Source organism: Pontibacter ruber (assembly GCF_023630205.1).
Lineage (GTDB): Bacteria > Bacteroidota > Bacteroidia > Cytophagales > Hymenobacteraceae > Pontibacter > Pontibacter ruber.
Map to the genome: position 1 here is coordinate 161,806 of NZ_JALPRR010000003.1, position 17,114 is coordinate 178,919.

General features: G+C 50.5%; 14 protein-coding genes. 3 read left to right on the top strand and 11 right to left on the bottom strand.

The features are described 5' to 3' along the window. Positions 1–59: 59 nt before the first annotated feature. From MJ611_RS12585 to MJ611_RS12610, 6 genes are all read right to left on the bottom strand, one after another. Positions 60–1,016 carry a transketolase family protein gene (locus tag MJ611_RS12585; RefSeq protein WP_250430169.1) on the bottom strand — a complete coding sequence of 319 codons (957 nt, stop codon included), beginning with the start codon at positions 1,014–1,016 and terminating at the stop codon, positions 60–62. Then, a complete protein-coding gene (locus tag MJ611_RS12590) occupies positions 1,017–2,408 on the bottom strand; it encodes a vWA domain-containing protein (RefSeq protein WP_250430170.1) in 1,392 nt (463 codons plus the stop codon). A 63-nt stretch (positions 2,409–2,471) separates the two neighbouring features. After that, complete coding sequence (locus tag MJ611_RS12595; protein ID WP_250430171.1) at positions 2,472–3,329, bottom strand: transketolase; 858 nt, start codon at positions 3,327–3,329, stop codon at positions 2,472–2,474. A 90-nt stretch (positions 3,330–3,419) separates the two neighbouring features. Then, positions 3,420–3,875, bottom strand: a complete 456-nt coding sequence (bcp, locus tag MJ611_RS12600; protein WP_250430172.1) for a thioredoxin-dependent thiol peroxidase — start codon at positions 3,873–3,875, stop codon at positions 3,420–3,422. Between the two features lie 8 nt (positions 3,876–3,883). Beyond that, positions 3,884–5,776, bottom strand: coding sequence for a M23 family metallopeptidase (locus MJ611_RS12605; protein WP_250430173.1), 1,893 nt, complete (start codon positions 5,774–5,776; stop codon positions 3,884–3,886). Further along, complete coding sequence (locus MJ611_RS12610; RefSeq protein WP_250430174.1) at positions 5,763–6,374, bottom strand: fumarylacetoacetate hydrolase family protein; 612 nt, start codon at positions 6,372–6,374, stop codon at positions 5,763–5,765. The genes MJ611_RS12605 and MJ611_RS12610 overlap by 14 nt, the downstream gene beginning before the upstream one ends. 387 nt (positions 6,375–6,761) lie before the next feature. On the opposite strand from MJ611_RS12610, the gene MJ611_RS12615 reads away from it, so the two are divergent. Together MJ611_RS12615 and MJ611_RS12620 are read left to right on the top strand one after the other, a co-directional pair. Next, positions 6,762–7,559, top strand: a complete 798-nt coding sequence (locus tag MJ611_RS12615) for a M48 family metallopeptidase (RefSeq protein ID WP_250430175.1) — start codon at positions 6,762–6,764, stop codon at positions 7,557–7,559. Positions 7,560–7,580: 21 nt separating this feature from the next. Next, positions 7,581–8,204, top strand: coding sequence for a hypothetical protein (locus tag MJ611_RS12620; RefSeq protein ID WP_250430176.1), 624 nt, complete (start codon positions 7,581–7,583; stop codon positions 8,202–8,204). Between the two features lie 103 nt (positions 8,205–8,307). On the opposite strand, the gene MJ611_RS12625 is transcribed toward MJ611_RS12620, so the two are convergent. Together MJ611_RS12625 and MJ611_RS12630 are read right to left on the bottom strand one after the other, a co-directional pair. Next, complete coding sequence (locus tag MJ611_RS12625) at positions 8,308–9,120, bottom strand: 3'-5' exonuclease (protein WP_250430177.1); 813 nt, start codon at positions 9,118–9,120, stop codon at positions 8,308–8,310. A gap of 4 nt (positions 9,121–9,124) precedes the next feature. Next, the gene (locus MJ611_RS12630; protein WP_250430178.1) at positions 9,125–10,507 is read right to left on the bottom strand and encodes a UDP-N-acetylmuramate--L-alanine ligase; all 1,383 of its coding nucleotides are present in this window, start codon (positions 10,505–10,507) and stop codon (positions 9,125–9,127) included. A gap of 135 nt (positions 10,508–10,642) precedes the next feature. Here MJ611_RS12630 and dnaB point away from each other — a divergent pair, with 135 nt between their 5' ends. After that, complete coding sequence (gene dnaB, locus MJ611_RS12635; RefSeq protein ID WP_250430179.1) at positions 10,643–12,217, top strand: replicative DNA helicase; 1,575 nt, start codon at positions 10,643–10,645, stop codon at positions 12,215–12,217. Between the two features lie 869 nt (positions 12,218–13,086). On the opposite strand, the gene MJ611_RS12640 is transcribed toward dnaB, so the two are convergent. From MJ611_RS12640 to hppD, 3 genes are all read right to left on the bottom strand, one after another. Next, positions 13,087–13,674 carry a nitroreductase family protein gene (locus MJ611_RS12640; RefSeq protein WP_250430180.1) on the bottom strand — a complete coding sequence of 196 codons (588 nt, stop codon included), beginning with the start codon at positions 13,672–13,674 and terminating at the stop codon, positions 13,087–13,089. A 200-nt stretch (positions 13,675–13,874) separates the two neighbouring features. Beyond that, entirely contained in the window at positions 13,875–15,608 is a 1,734-nt protein-coding gene (locus MJ611_RS12645; protein WP_250430181.1) for a phospho-sugar mutase, read from the bottom strand. A gap of 294 nt (positions 15,609–15,902) precedes the next feature. Continuing rightward, positions 15,903–17,027, bottom strand: coding sequence for a 4-hydroxyphenylpyruvate dioxygenase (gene hppD, locus MJ611_RS12650; RefSeq protein WP_250430182.1), 1,125 nt, complete (start codon positions 17,025–17,027; stop codon positions 15,903–15,905). Positions 17,028–17,114 lie beyond the last annotated feature (87 nt).

The window sequence follows — 17,114 nt, forward strand, 5'->3', positions numbered from 1 at the left end:
AGACGAACAAATACTGCTAACTGTTTACTGCTTACTGCTTACTGCTTACTGTTCCCTGTTTACTTTTTACGGGCTATTACGCGCTCTACGGCAGCTACAATATCATTCTCCGTCAGGCCATATTTTTCCATCAGCTGATCCGGCGTGCCGGATTCTCCGAAGGTATCGTTTGTAGCAACATACTCCTGCGGGGTCGGGTTGTTCTTGGCAAGTGTCTGCGCTACGCTGTCGCCCAGGCCGCCGATGCGGTTGTGCTCTTCAGCAGTTACCACACAGCCGGTTTTAGCTACTGATTTCAGGATCGCTTCTTCGTCCAGCGGCTTGATGGTGTGGATGTTGATAATCTCAGCGTTGATTCCTTTTTCTGCCAGGATGTGTCCGGCAAGTATGGCTTTCCATACCAGGTGACCCGTTGCTACGATCGTAACGTCTGTACCTTCGTTCAGCATCACGGCTTTTCCGATCTCAAACTTCTGATCGGCAGGCGTAAAGTTAGGCACTACCGGGCGACCAAAGCGCAGGTATACCGGCCCGTCGTGCTCGGCAATGGCGATGGTAGCAGCTTTCGTCTGGTTAAAGTCGCAAGGGTTGATCACGGTCATGTGCGGCAGCATTTTCATCATGCCGATGTCTTCCAGGATCTGGTGCGTGGCACCGTCTTCGCCCAGCGTTACACCGGCATGCGATGCGCAGATCTTCACGTTCTTACCTGAGTAAGCTACCGACTGGCGAATCTGGTCGTACACGCGACCGGTAGAGAAGTTGGCAAATGTACCCGTGTAAGGTATTTTACCACCGATGGTCATACCGGCGGCAAGGCCGATCATGTTGGCTTCGGCGATACCTACCTGAAAGAAACGCTCTGGAAACTCTTTCTGGAAAGCGTCCATTTTCAGCGAGCCGGTCAAGTCAGCGCAAAGGCCAACCACATTAGGGTTAGTGCGGCCTAGCTCCAATAAACCTGCCCCGAAGCCGGAACGTGTGTCTTTTTTCTCTGAATACGGAAACTCTTTCATTTATCTGTTGAAAATTTTTACAGTTGTTGTTGCGCCCGATCTGATCGTGAATTCCTGCACGTCAGTAAATTTACTCGCCTGGGCGGACTTCATGCGGTAAACCAATCTATACTTGCCTGGCTGTAGCGCCAGTACTGTTTTGCTGCTTTGCTCGGGCAGGTTGTATACCCAGCGCTGCGTACCATCTTCCTCCAGGGTATAAATGCTGCCATACCCCTGCACATCAGAAGGGATCGACAGTTGACCCGGAGGCGGGAACGTGATGGTGTTCGTTTCCCCCTGCTTTACCTCCACACCCTTCATGTAAATGCGGGGGAGGGTGAGCAACTCTAAATCATACTTGCCGGCCAGGTAGTTGTGCCGGCTGCCAAAACGCTGCACGTTCAGGGTACGGTCTTTATCCTGCTCGCGCACGATCACAGACAGCTGCCCGTAAGGCGATGGCCCGCTTTGGCGCAAATAAAGCTCGCCTTGCGGCGCTACAACCGGTATCACGTTGTTGCGACCGGGTTTAATATCGAGCTTGCGCTCCACTACAGGCGGCACCGTGTTCACCACCAGGTCGTAAGGCAGCAGGGCGTCTATTTCCAGCACATCCGATTTGCCTTTGCTGTCCATGTAGTGCACAAAGTTATACTCCGGGTCACCAGTCAGGGCGTTCAGAAACGTTAGGTTCACGTTGCCGGGTACCGACTTTCCCTGTTCGTCCTTCAGCTCTACGGTTACCGTTGTCTTACTCAGCGTCTGCGACACAATCTGGGTCAGCACGTTCTGGAAAGTGCGGATATCAGCTGCATTAAAATACTGGCCAATGCAGTTAAGCTGCTTTTCCTGCTCCTGTTCGATACCGATGCCGATCACAAAAGGCCGCAGAAAGATGCGTTTCTTTTGCAAAGCCAGCGATGTGGCACAAGGGTCGCCGCCGCACGATTCCAGACCATCTGTTATCAGAATGATCACGTTGCGGGAGCGCACTACTTCCGGAAAATCGCCCGCCGCCTGCTGCAGCGAGTACGTAATGGGTGTGTTGCCTCTCGGAATGATCTGTTCCAGTTTTTTCTTTACCGGCTCTGCATTCTTTTTGGCAAACGGTACTTCGAGTTTGGTATCCTTGCAATCGTTGCGTTCGCGGCCAAACTGGTGGCCGTACACGCGCAAGGCTACTTCCACGTTCTCGTAGCGTGCAAGCGAGTCTACAAGTCCTGCCAGCAGTCGCTTGGCTACCGTCATACGGTCACTGTCTTCCCACTTGCCATACATGCTGCCCGAAGCATCGAGCAGGAACAGGATGCGCGTGGTTGGCTGCTGTTTCTGTTCCTGGGCAAAGGCAGTTCCGGCTGCCGTTAGCAGCAACATACAAAGTATAAAGTATGTCTTGCGCCAAAGTGCCATGGCTGCCAGTGCTTTATAGTTTATACTTAGCAGAATGGGTGTATCGCTGGTTTGCGTTACTTATTAGTAGTCAGATGCTTCCTGTACCTGTAGTTGCTGCAGGGCTTTCTCCAATTGCTCATCGTTCGGAGCTACACCGTGCCACTTGTGTGATCCCATCATGAAATCAACGCCATAGCCCATTTCGGTGTGCATCAGGATGATAACTGGTTTGCCTTTGCCGGTTTCGTTTTTGGCGTTCTCCAGTACTGGCAATAGTTGCTCCAGTTCGTTGCCGTTGCCTTCCAGCACGGTCCAGCCGAAGGCTTCGAACTTGGCGCGCAGGTTACCCAGCGACATCACTTCTTCTGTAGAGCCATCGATCTGCTGGCCGTTCAGGTCAATTGTAGCGATGATGTTGTCTACTTTGTGGTGTGCGGCATACATGGCAGCCTCCCAAACCTGGCCTTCTTCCAATTCGCCGTCGCCCATCAGCACGTACACCAGGTTGTTGTCCTGGTTCAATTTCTTAGCCTGCGCAGCACCAACTGCTACGGAAAGACCTTGGCCAAGCGAGCCGGAAGCAACACGAACGCCCGGCAGGCCTTCTTCTGTAGCCGGGTGGCCCTGCAGCCTGGAGTTAAGCTTACGGAACGTAGCCAGCTCATTTACCTCAAAGTAGCCGGAGCGTGCCAGCACACTGTACCATACCGGCGAGATGTGGCCGTTCGACAGGAAAAACAGGTCTTCGCCATTGCCGTTCATGTTGAAGGCTGGGTTGTGGTTCATTACGCGGAAGTACAACGCAACCAGGTAATCGGTGCAGCCAAGGGAGCCGCCCGGGTGACCAGAGTTTACGGCATGTACCATGCGCACAATGTCACGACGCACTTGTGACGCGATCTGCTTCAGCTCTTCAACGCTTTTATTGTGTGGATTCACGTTAATTGATTATGAATTGTAAATGATGAATTAAGAACTATACTTTGGTATTACGAAAAAACGCAGCCGCCTGTGTGGCAGCTGCGCTTCTTATCTTTTGCTCAGTATCTGATTCGTATGGTCGGCGGTCTTTACTTTGGTGATGATGTCCTGTATCATTCCATTTTCATCGATCACGAACGTATACCGCATGGTGCCCATGTACTTGCGCCCATACATCGATTTCTCCTGCCACACGCCGTACTGCTCGACAATCTTTTTATCGGTGTCGGCGATGAGGGTGAAGGGCAGGTTATACTTGCCGATGAAGTTCTGGTGCGACTTTTCGCTGTCAATACTTACCCCGATCACTTCGTAGCCATCCTTTAACAGGTCGCTGTAGTTGTCGCGGAGGTTGCAGGCCTGCGCGGTGCAGCCGGAGGTATTGTCCTTTGGGTAGAAGTATAAAATTACCTTTTTCCCTGCGTAGTCACTTAACCTGACGGTATGGCCGTTCTGGTCCTTTCCTTCAAATTCCGGCGCTTTGTCGCCTGCCTTTAATTCCATGTAAAGTTTTAGATAACAGTGTTGAAAACAGCTTCGTTGCCGGCGTTGTCTTTCACCTTCAGCACCACTTTGCCAGACAAAGGTATGCTTTTATCTAATTTTTCAGAGTATATCGTAGCAGTTTTGTGTTCATACTTCATCAGCAGCCACTGTCCGTTCACCTCTGCCCGGAAGGAATTGATACCGGAAAGGTCATCGCCGATGCGGAAACGGATCTGTACTTTGCTTTTGCTCAGCAGTTTTATACTTGGCGGTCTGGTGTCTTCCAGTACCTTAAACTTGCCCATGTTGCTGGTGCTGAACGTAATGCTGTTGCCGTTCCAGGTGCCGCCCAGCATGCCGCGGCCTCTACCCAAACCAAGGAAGTATACCGCAGCTTTGGTCTTATCATTAATCACCTTTTCAGGCGTAATGGTTACTTTAATTGGCTTGTGCAGCGGCGTATAGAAATCGCCGATGGTGTACACATCACCTTCTAGTTTCGTTTCCAAGTACAGCGTGTCGTAGAGCGATTGCTTGTCGAAAATGACATTCAGGTAATTGTTCTTGTAATTAACTTCCTGCCCAGGCGGAACCACAAGCTGGTAATTAAGTCGTTTGGAAATGCCGCAGAACGTCATGGAGTCGGGGAGGCCAGCGCGCATATCGTACAGGCTCACCGAAGTGGAGTTCCTGGTATAGCTCGGTACCAGGCTCATGCGCCGGTTGCCCTTGTACAGGTCAACGTTGCGTGGGCTGCTAGCCGTGTCGGTCGCATTGATCTTCAGGATGTTGCCCTGTACCTCATACGTTAAAGCAGGTTGCTTTACCGCTTTCGAGAACGTCTGGGTAAAAGTTGGCTTCTGGCCTTTTATCACGAAGCTCAGGGTAGAGGCATTGTTGTAAGAGTCTTTGGCTACAAGCCTTACCTGGTACACCGAATCTGCGGAAACAACGATCCGGCCACGGTTACGCGGGGCTGTGTACAGCGGCAGGTCGTTGCCGTGGTCTACGTAGGCCTTCTGGAAGGTACGGCCCTGGCGCTTGTACATGGTATAGTTGATGTGCTGCGACACTTGGCGCGACAACTCGAACGGCACCTGGTCGATGTGGTGGTTGTAGATCTGCTTGTTGTTGATATACAAAGTTACATCCTGCGTGCCGTTGCGGTTCTGGGTTCCGTCGTAGCGGTCGTTTGTCTGCAGTTCAAGTCCCAGCATACCATGCGCATACACCGTGTCCGGCAAGGTATAGGTGTTGCCGTTTTTCACAGGTGTAAATTCCACTCTTTTAAACTCCTGGTTTACGCGCCCATAAATGTTCAGGGGCTGCAGGCCTAGGGTAAAAATATCCGGCGGCGTGGTGTCGATGATCTCTGAAAAGCCCCACTTCAGCGGGTTGTACAGCCTGTCTTCGGTATCGCGCACCTCGAAGTGCAGGTGCGGCCCGCCAGAGCCCCCTGTATTACCGGATAAACCGATTACCTGCCCTTTCCGGATCGGGAACATAGTCTTTTCCGGGAACAGCTCCAGCTCAAAGGTCTGCTTCTTGTACTGGTTCTGCAGCATGTACTTGGCAAGGTCGTCGTAAAACGACAACAGGTGCGCATAGGTAGTTACCAGTCCGTTCGGGTGCGTGATGTAAACAATGTTTCCGTAGCCATAGGTAGACTGCTTCACCCGGGATATATACCCATCAGCAGCGGCATACACCGGCAAACCTTCACGCTGGTCGGTCTTGATATCAAGCCCGCCATGGAAGTGGTTCGAGCGGATCTCGCCCATGGAACCGGAAAGGAAGTTACGCTGGCCCGGTTTAATCGGGAACAGGAAAAAACCTGGCTGTACGCTTGGCTGTGCGGCAAGACCCAGCGAGGTAAAAGCAAAAAGTAAGAGGAGCGCTGCGCGCTTATTTAACTTCAAAATCCAACAGTTTTTTATCTTCAACATATCCTTCCAATCTATCTCCGATCTTAACAGGTCCTACACCTTCCGGCGTACCTGTAAAGATGATATCGCCTTTCTTTAAGGTGATAAAGCGGGAGATATACGCAATGATGTCGTCAAAGGTGTTCAGCATCATACCCGAATTTCCTTTCTGCCTGGTCTGCCCGTTCACATCCAGCCTGAAGTTGATGTTCTGCAGGTCGGGGAACTGCTCCAGCGGCAGGAAGTCGGAGATGGGAGCGGAGCCGTTAAAGCCTTTGGCCAGCGTCCAGGGCAGGCCTTTGGCTTTTGCCTTGGCTTGTATATCACGAGCCGTGAAATCGATACCTAAGCCAATGGCATCGTAGTATTTATGTGCAAATTTCCTGTCGATGTTCTTGCCCTCGCGGCTTACGCGCAGGATCAGTTCCACCTCATGATGGATGTCGTTGCTGTAATCCGGGAAATAAAAGGGCTCGTTATTCTTGAGGATGGCCGTGTCAGGTTTGAAAAAAATGACAGGCTCGTCTGGTACTTCGTTTTTTAGTTCAGCAATGTGCTCCGCGTAGTTGCGGCCTATAGCTAGTATTTTCATAAAGGAGATAAAAGCAATCTTTTTTCAAAAATAGGACTTCTATTGTTTTTGCACCTAGTAAAGTAGAGAAAATAATAACAGCTGCATTCCTGGCCACCTAAGTACGATAATTTTTGCACTGCTATACTTAAGGTATTTATTAGATAACACCCGTCAGAGCCTTTTAGTATATAGCAAAGCCACAATAACATTTTATATAGCTTTCGTCGTATACTTGAGCAGTAACAATTGCACTTTTGACAGCGGCTGGCCCGGTTGGTAGAGAGAAGATAAATAGTTGCTGATATATAGCATTTTACTGATTTAGTTCGTTACGATGTTTGCAATCTTACAAATTGGTTTAAAATTTGATATTAATTTGTAAGAGCCATTTTAAACTTAAAGATTATGTATAAGAAGATTATTGCTTTTTCTATGGCTGCTATGTTGATGGGCTCAAGCTGTACTACAGTGCCTATCACGGGTAGAAGCCAGCTAAACCTGGTGTCGGATGCGCAGATGCAACAAATGAGCTACGATGCCTACGACCAGTTCATGAAAGAACACAAGGTGTCCAGAGATGCCCAGGCAACGGCCATGGTAAAGCGTACCGGACAGCGTATACAACGTGCTGTGGAGCAGTACATGGCACAAAACAACATGTCGGACCAGTTACAGGGATACCAGTGGGAGTTTAACCTGATCGAAGACCCTCAGGTGAATGCCTGGGCCATGGCGGGTGGTAAAACGGTAGTGTATACCGGTATACTTCCGGTAGCTAAAAACGAAACGGGCCTTGCCGTCGTAATGGGACACGAGATTGCCCACGCCATTGCCAAGCACGGCAACGAGCGCATGAGCCAGCAGCTGGCCCAGCAGTTTGGTGGCCAGACGCTGTCTGCACTGGCTGGTGCGCAGCCAGGCGTAGCGCAGAACCTGATCATGACAGTTTACGGTGTCGGCTCAGGTTTAGGCCTGCTCAAGTATGGCCGTACCCAGGAAAGCGAAGCCGACCGTTTGGGTTTGATCTTTATGGCGATGGCAGGATATAACCCACAGGAAGCAATTCCTTTCTGGGAGCGTATGGAAGCCAAGTCAGGCGGTCAGGCACCACCGGAGTTCCTGTCAACGCACCCGAGTGCCGGAACACGCCAGGCAGACCTGAAGAAGCACATGCCGGAGGCAATGCAATACTATAAAAAATAAAACCACACGATAACCAACCACATGATCAGAAACACCCTTGTAAGCAGCCGCTCTGCTAAAATGGCTGTTTACGCTTTATCGCTGCTGTTGCTGCTGGCAACGGCCTGTACACGTCGCGAATCTTTTCCGGAAGAAAGCGAGGAGGAACCATTGGAAGCAGGAGCAGAAGGGGAGGCAGGGCCGGTATACGACGGGCAACTACTGGCCCAGGTTGTTTTTGATAGTGTGGACTACATTGTGCCACGGCAGGAGTTGCTTCAGCCCTTTATAAAAGAGTTTGGAGACGGCACCGTAGTGGACAAGGTGATGATCCGGAAGGTGCAGGATAAAAAAGATGCGGCTCCGGCTTATTACCTGGTGGGGCTGGGAATGCGCAACGGTGCTTTCCGTTCGATGGCGCTGGAACTGGATGTCACTTCGGATAACAGTTTATACCTGAGCAGCAAAGGCGGTAAGCATATGTGTACGGCAAGCGCAGGCTGTGGCTTCTGCTACTTTACCTTTTCAGGGAATAAAATAGTAGGTTGCGAGTGCGATTCGCGTGTACCCGGAAACAACTGCGAGCACAAGGTGAGCGCCACCAACCAACTGCTGAAAGGAGCAAGGCTGAGCAACCAAAGACAAGACGAGAGGCCGCGGCCATAGTACGGATAAACGCTTTTAACATATAAAAGGCCGTCAGTTTATACCTGACGGCCTTTTTATTTATACTTCAACTATATCTTATACTTCGTCTATACTTTGCTTTCTAAGAAACGCTGCTCTGCATGTTGCGCAGCCTGATGCGGGTCAGGATCTTTTTGGTGTAAAGCGGGAAGTCGCCCTTCATCATCCAGTCGTAATAGCTGGGCTCCTTCTGCAGCACTTCCTCTACCGATACATTCTTATACTTGCCAAAGTTAAAAACTTCCTGCCCGGCGTTGTTGTATACGATGCGGCCCGACAGATCGGCCGTTTTCTGGAACGTGAACTTGTGCAGCTGCTCCATGTCGTTTTTTACCGGGTACTCTTCAATACCTTCCTTTGTCTCCAGCGGGGTATTCTCGTATCGGTCCAGCTGCGCCATCAGGATTTCATAGGTTGCTACTGTATCTGCCTCTGCACTATGTGCATTTTCGAGTGACTTGTTGCAGTAAAACTTGTAGGCAGCTGACAGGGTGCGTTGCTCCATCATGTGAAATACCCTGCACACGTCTACCACACTGCGGTTGTCCAGGTCAAAATCAATGTTGGCGCGCAGGAACTCTTCTGCTAATAGCGGTATATCAAACTTCACCAGGTTGTACCCGCCCAGGTCACAGCCTTTCAGGAACTGGTCCAGGTCTTTTGCGATCTGGTTAAAGGTGGGGCAATCCTTCACGTCCTCATCGTAGATCTTGTGTATCAGGCTTGACTCCAGCGGTATCGGTATGGTGGGGTTGATACGGCGGGTCTTTAGGACCTCTTCTCCGTCCGGTTTTATTTTCAGCACGCTGATCTCCACAATACGGTCTTTGCAGATGTCGGTGCCGGTGGTTTCCAGGTCGAAGAAAACGATGGGGCGCTTCAGGTGAAGTTTCATAAGGTTATGCGTTAAGAACCGCCTTTGTCAGCGCCTCGAGGTTAATGTTGTTGTAAGTGCCGGAGCTCATGAGCAGCAGGTTGGCATTCTGCCAGTTCTGCCCTTTCAGGTAATCGCTCAGCTTTTCGGAGTCGGTAAAAACTTGCAGGCGTGGGTTTTTGAATGCGGCTTTCAGTTCTTCTTCCGTCAGCATTTCCATGCGCTTGTGTTCAATGGTTTTCGGGCTGAAGTATACAATGGCTTCATCCGCTTTATCCAGGGCGCCTTCGTACTGCGGCAGGAAGTTCCTGTTCAGGCTGCTGAACGTATGCAGCTCGATAGCCGCTACCAGGCGGCGCTGCGGGTATTGGGCTTTCACGGCTTCGGTCGTGGCTTTCACCTTAGACGGAGCGTGTGCAAAGTCGCGGTAGATAACGGTGCTGCTGCTTTCGCCCAGTTTCTCCAGTCGTTTGGCGGCACCTTTAAAGCTGCGCAACGCTTCGTAAAAGTCATGGACTTTGATCCCCAGCTTCTTGCAGACTTCCTTTGCTGCGTTGATGTTGCGCAGGTTGTGTTCCCCGAAAAGCTGTATTTCTACATCGCCTTCTTTTTTAGTATGCAAAATGGTTTTGCCATTGCGGATAGTATGCTCGTGTACGCCGTAGCCAATGTAGTTTACATCCGTATTGCGTGGTACGCATACCAGTTGCACCTGCTCGTCGTCTTTGTCATAGATCAGCGTGCCGGCTTTTGGCGTCATCTCCGCAAAAATGCGGAACTGCTCGCGGTATACTTCCGGATCTGAGAACACATTGATATGATCCCAGCTGATCCCGCTAATCACGCCGATGTGGTGGTGGTACAGGTGGAACTTTGGAACGCGTTTGATTGGGTCAGAGAGGTACTCGTCGCCTTCGATGATGATGATCGGGGCATCGTCTGTCAGTTTTACCATGCGGTCGAAACCTTCCAGTTGGGCGCCAACAGCGTAGTCGAAGAGGCGGCCCTGGTGCCGGAGCACGTGCATGATGATGGAGGTGATGGAGGTTTTGCCATGGCTGCCACCGATCACAATACGCTGTTTGTCTTTTGACTGCTCGTAAATAAACTCCGGGAAAGAGTATACCGGAATGCCAAGCTCCTGCGCTTTTTTGAGTTCAGGATTATCAATACGGGCGTGCATACCAAGTATAACGGCATCCGGTCTGGCGTCCAGCTTTTCGGGATACCAGCCTTCCTGTTCCGGCAAAAGGCTGGCAGCGGCGAGCCTGCTTTTGGCAGGTTCAAAGATTTCGTCGTCAGAGCCGGTTACTTTCAGCCCTTTGTCGTGCAGCGCAAGCGCCAGATTATGCATGATGCTCCCACCGATCGCAATCAGGTGGATGTGCTTAAATTCCTGTCTCTCCATAAGCCCTTCCATGTAGGTTAGCAAACTCACAAAATTAGAATTCCTTGCCTAAATAAAAATAGCTATACGCTAATATGTGGATATCTTCTGTATTTTGTGGATTACTTGGAAAGCTTACTTTTTAAATTTGTGCTTATGGAGGAGATGAAAATGAATGTGCGGCAAGCGGGAAACCGTGGCAGTTGGAGCAAAAAAGCGCCTGCCGTAACGGACCTGGGCAAAAAGCCACCGCAGGCACTAGATCTGGAAGAGGCCGTATTAGGCGCTCTGATGTTGGAAAAGGACGCCCTTACTACGGTAATCGATATTCTGCGACCGCAGAGCTTTTACAAGGAAGCGCACCAGCGCATATTTAAAGCCATACTTGCGCTGTTCGATAAGTCGGAGCCGATCGATATCCTGACGGTGACGCAAGAGCTGCGCTCAAGCGGCGAACTGGAACTGGCAGGCGGCGCTTATTACGTAACGCAGCTGACTTCCCGCGTAAACTCAGCGGCAAACATTGAATACCACGCCCGTATCATCACGGAAAACTCCATTAAGCGTGACCTGATCTCCATTTCTTCGGAGGTGCTTTCCAGTGCTTTTGAAGATACCACAGACGTTTTCGAGCTACTCGACAAAACAGAAGCCAAGCTCTACGAAGTATCGGAATCGAATATTCGCAAGAACTTCGACGACATGCGCTCGCTCATGCACCAGGCCATCAAAGAACTGGAAGAGAAACGCAAACAAACCGACGGTTTGACCGGTGTGCCAAGCGGCATGACGGCCCTGGACCGTGTCACCTCCGGATGGCAGCCTTCTGACTTGATTATTTTGGCGGCTCGTCCGGCGATGGGTAAAACAGCCTTCGTTCTTTCCTGCCTGCGCAATGCGGCGGTAGATTTTAAGAAAGGTGTGGCAATCTTCTCGCTGGAAATGTCCTCGCTGCAGCTGGTGAATCGTCTGATCTCATCAGAAGCAGAACTCGATTCTGAAAAAATCAAAAAAGGAAGCCTGGAAGAGTATGAGTGGGCACAGCTTAACCACAAGATCGCGAAACTAACCGAAGCGCCGATCTTTATCGACGATACTCCGGGTCTTTCGATCCGTGAGCTGCGTACCAAGTGCCGCCGTCTAAAAGCGCAGTACGACATCCAGATGGTAATCATTGACTACCTGCAGCTGATGAGCGGTAACGCCGATGGTAAAAGCAGCGGTAACCGTGAACAGGAGATCGCTTCGATTTCGCGGGCCATGAAAATGCTGGCAAAGGAACTGAACGTACCAGTAATCGCGTTGTCGCAGCTCAGCCGTGCCGTGGAAACACGTGGTGGTGACAAGCGTCCGCAGCTGTCTGACCTTCGTGAATCCGGTTCCATTGAGCAGGACGCCGATATGGTGCTTTTCCTGTACCGTCCGGAGTACTACGGTATTACTGAAGACGAAATGGGTAACCCGACAGCAGGGGTAGGAGAGGTGATCATTGCCAAGCACCGTAACGGCTCGCTTGAAAATGTTCAACTTAAGTTTATTGGTAAATACACAAAGTTTACTAATTTAGATTCAGATTTCGGGGGCGACAGCATGGGTGGCTTTGCTGCCTTGCCAAATAGTACCTTCGATTCTGAAGCACCAGGGTCGATTCGCCTGGGCAGCCGCATGAACGATGGGGGCAGTAGTGGTGGTTTTCCTGCTTCTAACTTCGACGAGGAACCTCCGTTCTAATATTTGAAATTTACTATACCTGTAAATACCTTAAGCCAAAGGAAGATTAGCCACTGCGCCAAAAGCCAGTGGCTTTTCTTTTTTATACTATGTAGCTATCCAGACTTCGCTTCGTAGCTACTTCTGTTCCTCAGTCCTACTTATCTTTAGTTTCATTTTATACTTTGGTGCGCTCACGGCCGCGGGGCCTCGTCCTCGGGTATCGCGCTGTCTATTGAAGCTGCCATCGGCTGCGCCTGTAGGCTGCCCTGCGGGCACCGCAACAATAGAAGGCGCTCAACCCAAGGACTGGAAACAGTTCGATAGCTGCTGTCTATGCAATTGGAAACCATTGTAGGGACAGGTCGCGACCTGTCCGCGTGATGTCTACAGCTATGAAACGCATACGTGAGCTATAGCAACAGGCAGTAAAATTCCCCTCTTGAGAGGGGTGCAGGGGTGTGTTAAAACAGTAGCTATAAAACTTATACTTTGATGTATGGCAGTAACAATGTTCCCCTCCTTAGACTAGCGAGAACGCGAGTTCGAAGCTAGCGAGCATAGCTCTGAGGGGGCAGGGGTGGTTGAACCACAGCAACCATGAAACTTATACTTGAAAAGAGGCAACAAGCAGAACTCCCCTCCTCGGAGGGGTGCAGGGGTGGGTTGATACTTTATCTGAAGCAGATTTCTCCTTTAGTCGAAATAACAGAAACAACAAGTATATATTCGATCAGATAGGAAGGGGCAAAAATGATGAATCAAGTATAAAGTCCTTGTTGGCTGACACAATACAGTACTTTACAAATTCATACTTTGCTCCTCAGTCCCCTTCAGAAATGCCCATTGAACAAACTCGGAACTCAGCACTCGTAACTCAGAACTCTTATCTACATCCACTCCACTTTCTCCTCCAGCGGCACTGTTCTCTTGCCCTCAGAAGCTGGCTTGTTGGAGTAGCCGAAGTATAAAACTCCCAATACCACGTCTTCTTCACGTAGCTGCAGCATTTGTTTCATGGCAGGGTGGTAGGCCATGCCGCCGGAGCCCCAGTAGCTGGAAATGCCCAGAGCAGTAGCGCCCAGTAGCATATTCTGAATGGCACACGAGGTTGCGGCTATTTCTTCCAAGGCAGGTATTTTAGGCAGATCGCCCCGTCGCATGTAGGCTACCATTACGTGCGAAGCTTTGTCGCCCATGTGCAGGAGCTTTTCATATTTGTCTTGTGTATACTTTTCAGCATCCGTATGCTGTTTGTACAGCTCCGCATGTGCCTGACAGAAGTCCTGTACTTTATCACGGGCATAGACTTTGAATCGCCAGGGTTCTGTGTAGCCATGGGTAGGAGCCCAGTCGGCTAAAGCCAGAAGCAGCTTTATGGTTTCATCCGGTATGCGGTTGCCATTCATCTGGGCAGGCTTAACAGTCCTGCGCTTCCGGATCACATCCTTTATACTTGCGAATAATTCTTCTTTCATAAACGTTTGAGTTATGCTACGCTGCAGCCTGAGTATTATTCATTACGAGCCGGAAGGTGCAAAGAGCGGAGCAGCAAATTATACTTTATAGTTTCAGTGCTTAAAAGTACAACTAGACTTCTCAGAAAAAGAAAATGGCTAAACTGCCGGAAGGTATACTCACCGACAACTTAGCCATTCAACAATGTAGCAATTTATACTTATTTCAGCTTCAGGTCCACCAGGATCTGCTCGATCTTCTGGTTCAGCTTCTGTTCCGTAGCATCATACTCCTCAGTAGAGGCCAGCGGTTCATTCACGCTGATGTAGAACTTGATCTTCGGTTCGGTACCGGACGGACGGGCGGAAATTTTGCTGCCATCTTCGGTCATGTACTGCAGCACGTTGGAGCTTTCCAGGTCCAGTTTGCTTTCCTCGCCGGTTACCACATTTTTGCGGGTGCTGTGCTTGTAGTCGCTGATCTCTACTACCTTGGAGCCGGCTATACGTTGCGGCGGATTGCTGCGCATATCGGCCATCATCTGCTGGATCTCTTCGGCGCCGCGCTGTCCTTTTTTGGTAAACGAAACCAGCTCTTCCTTGTAGAAGCCATACTTCTCGTACATCTCCACCATCATCTCGAACAGGCTCTGGCCGTGGTCTTTGGCTACAGCAGCCATTTCGGCAATAAGCGCACAGGCTGAGATGGCGTCTTTATCACGCACAAAGTCGCCGATCATGTAGCCGTAGCTTTCTTCGCCTCCGCCAATGTATACTTCCTTGCCTTCCAGTTCGCGGATCTTCTCAGCGATGTACTTAAAGCCTGTCAGCGTTTCGTACATGGTTACGTTGTAGCTGTCGGCAATGTCTTTGATGAGGTCAGTAGTAACAATGGTCTTTACCACGAACTCTTTGCCCGTCAGCTTACCAGCTTGCTGCCATGCCTGCAGCAGGTAGTTGATTAGAAGGGCGCCAGTCTGGTTACCATTCAGCAACACAAACTCACCTTTCAGGTTTTTTACAGCAATGCCTACACGGTCAGAGTCAGGGTCAGTAGCCAGCACAATGTCGGCGTCTATCTCGGCGGCTTTTTTCAGGGCCAGTGTCATGGCTTCTTTCTCCTCCGGGTTCGGATATACCACCGTCGGGAAGTTGCCGTTGGGCTCGGCTTGCTCGTCTACGATGGTTACATTTGTGAAGCCGAAGCGCTGTAGCACTTGTGGCACCAGGGTAATGCCGGTTCCATGCAGCGGCGTGTACACGATCTTCAGATCGTGCTGGCGCCGGATGGCGTCCTGCGAGATGGAAAGGCCAAGTACTTTTGTGATATAGGCCTCATCCATTTCCTCACCCAGCATATGAATGTTGGTCTTCTTCGCCTCAAACTTTACTTCATCAATCGAAGTGATCTTGTTCACTTCGGCGATGATGTTCTTGTCGTGCGGGGCGGTTACCTGCGCGCCGTCGTTCCAGTATACTTTGTAGCCGTTATACTCTTTGGGGTTGTGCGAGGCGGTTACCACTACACCGCTCTGGCAGCCCAGGTGGCGGATCGCAAACGATAGCTGTGGGGTAGGGCGAAGCGCCTGGAACAGGTATACTTCAATGTCGTTGGCCGAGAAAATATCGGCAGCTATGCGCGCAAACTCAGGGGAGTTGTTGCGGCTGTCGTGGGCAATAGCCACCTTCACGCGCTCGCCCGGGAAATTCTGCTTCAGGTAGTTGCACAGGCCCTGTGTTGCCATACCTAAAGTATAGCGGTTCATGCGGTTGCTGCCTGCACCCATAATGCCGCGCAAACCACCGGTACCAAACTCCAGGTCGCGGTAAAAGGCGTCAGAAAGCGCTTCGTGCTCATTGCGCTCCAGTAAGCCGTTTATCTCTGATTTGGTTGCCTCATCGTAGTTGCCGTTCAGCCAGGCGTTAATTTTCTGCTGTATAGCTTGTTCGATCATAGTTTCTTTGGTAATGTATTTTAATGTCTCTTTATAGATGGCGCGAGCGTCTTCGCTCGTGGTTTGTTATCGTGGGGCCTCCAGCCCGGTTATGAATCAGTAGCTGCCAGAGGCCACCTCTATAATAAGCACGAGCGAAGACGCTCGCGCTATTATATGTATACTATTTACAACCCACAAAAAATCACACCAGCTCTTCGCTTACCGCATAACGGCTAAGAACTGGTGTGATGTAGATATATCAAATAGATTGGTTTAGCCCGGTTTTACACGCGGCTATACTTTGATTACAAGTTAAAGGTTACCGCGCAGGGCCTGCTCGCGTTCGATGGCTTCGAACAAGGCTTTGAAGTTACCTTTACCGAACGATTTGGCTCCTTTGCGCTGGATGATCTCATAGAATACAGTCGGACGATCTTCTACCGGCTTGGTGAAGATTTGCAGCAGGTAACCCTCGTCGTCGCGGTCAACCAGGATGTTGAGTTTGCGCAGGTCTGCCATATCTTCGTCGATGTGGCCGATGCGCTCGATCAGGTCTTCGTAGTATGTTTCCGGTACGCGCAGGAACTCCACGCCACGGCGGCGCAACTCAGCTACCGTATGCAGAATGTCGTTGGTAGCTACGGCAATGTGCTGCACGCCGGCACCACGGTAAAACTCCAGATACTCGTCGATCTGTGACTTCTTCTTGCCTTCGGCCGGCTCGTTGATCGGAAATTTGATGTAGCCGTTACCGTTCGACACTACTTTCGACATCAGGGCAGTATACTCGGTGCTGATGTCGTTGTCATCGAAGGTCAGGAGAAGTTTAAAGCCCATCACATCTTCGTAGAACTTCACCCACTCGTTCATGCGGCCCAGCTCCACGTTGCCTACGCAGTGGTCTACATACTTCAGGCCAACGGGCTCCACCTGTAGTTCTGAGGTGCGTGACACGTAACCTGGCATAAACACGCCGTTGTAGTTCTTGCGCTCCACAAACGTGTGGATAGTTTCGCCATAGGTATGGATAGAGGCCATTTTAACTTCGCCAAACTCGTCGGTAATCGTTATTGGCTCCATCGCTGGTCTGGCACCGCGTGCTACCGTACCACGGAAAGCCTCCTCGGCATCATCAACCCACAGGGCCAACACTTTTACACCATCGCCGTGCTGGTGCACATGCTGGGCAATTTCAGAGTCCGGGTAAATGGCAGTTGTTAGCACCAGGCGGATCTTTTCCTGCTGCAGTACATATGAAGCGCGATCGCGCACGCCGGTTTCAGGGCCGGCATAGGCTACCAGCTTAAAACCGAAAGCGGTCTGATAAAAATGAGCTGCCTGTTTGGCATTGCCTACAAAAAACTCTATGTGGTCGGTGCCGTTCAGCGGCAGGATATCGGTAGTGGTGGTTTCGGAAGTTATCGTTTTAGTAGTCATAGTTCGGTGGTAATGGGTTTATACTATATTACGTAAAAATACACCTTTTATAGTATTAATAAAACGAAAGCAACAGGTGGTTAAATT

Coding starts and splice junctions, on each gene's coding strand:
- MJ611_RS12630 (WP_250430178.1), bottom strand. CDS start 10,507: ATGGAGAGACAGGAATTTAAGCACATCCACCTGATTGCGATCGGTGGG.
- MJ611_RS12615 (WP_250430175.1), top strand. CDS start 6,762: ATGTATAAGAAGATTATTGCTTTTTCTATGGCTGCTATGTTGATGGGC.
- MJ611_RS12640 (WP_250430180.1), bottom strand. CDS start 13,674: ATGAAAGAAGAATTATTCGCAAGTATAAAGGATGTGATCCGGAAGCGC.
- MJ611_RS12625 (WP_250430177.1), bottom strand. CDS start 9,120: ATGAAACTTCACCTGAAGCGCCCCATCGTTTTCTTCGACCTGGAAACC.
- MJ611_RS12610 (WP_250430174.1), bottom strand. CDS start 6,374: ATGAAAATACTAGCTATAGGCCGCAACTACGCGGAGCACATTGCTGAA.
- hppD (WP_250430182.1), bottom strand. CDS start 17,027: ATGACTACTAAAACGATAACTTCCGAAACCACCACTACCGATATCCTG.
- bcp (WP_250430172.1), bottom strand. CDS start 3,875: ATGGAATTAAAGGCAGGCGACAAAGCGCCGGAATTTGAAGGAAAGGAC.
- MJ611_RS12585 (WP_250430169.1), bottom strand. CDS start 1,016: ATGAAAGAGTTTCCGTATTCAGAGAAAAAAGACACACGTTCCGGCTTC.
- MJ611_RS12645 (WP_250430181.1), bottom strand. CDS start 15,608: ATGATCGAACAAGCTATACAGCAGAAAATTAACGCCTGGCTGAACGGC.
- MJ611_RS12620 (WP_250430176.1), top strand. CDS start 7,581: ATGATCAGAAACACCCTTGTAAGCAGCCGCTCTGCTAAAATGGCTGTT.
- MJ611_RS12590 (WP_250430170.1), bottom strand. CDS start 2,408: ATGGCACTTTGGCGCAAGACATACTTTATACTTTGTATGTTGCTGCTA.
- dnaB (WP_250430179.1), top strand. CDS start 10,643: ATGGAGGAGATGAAAATGAATGTGCGGCAAGCGGGAAACCGTGGCAGT.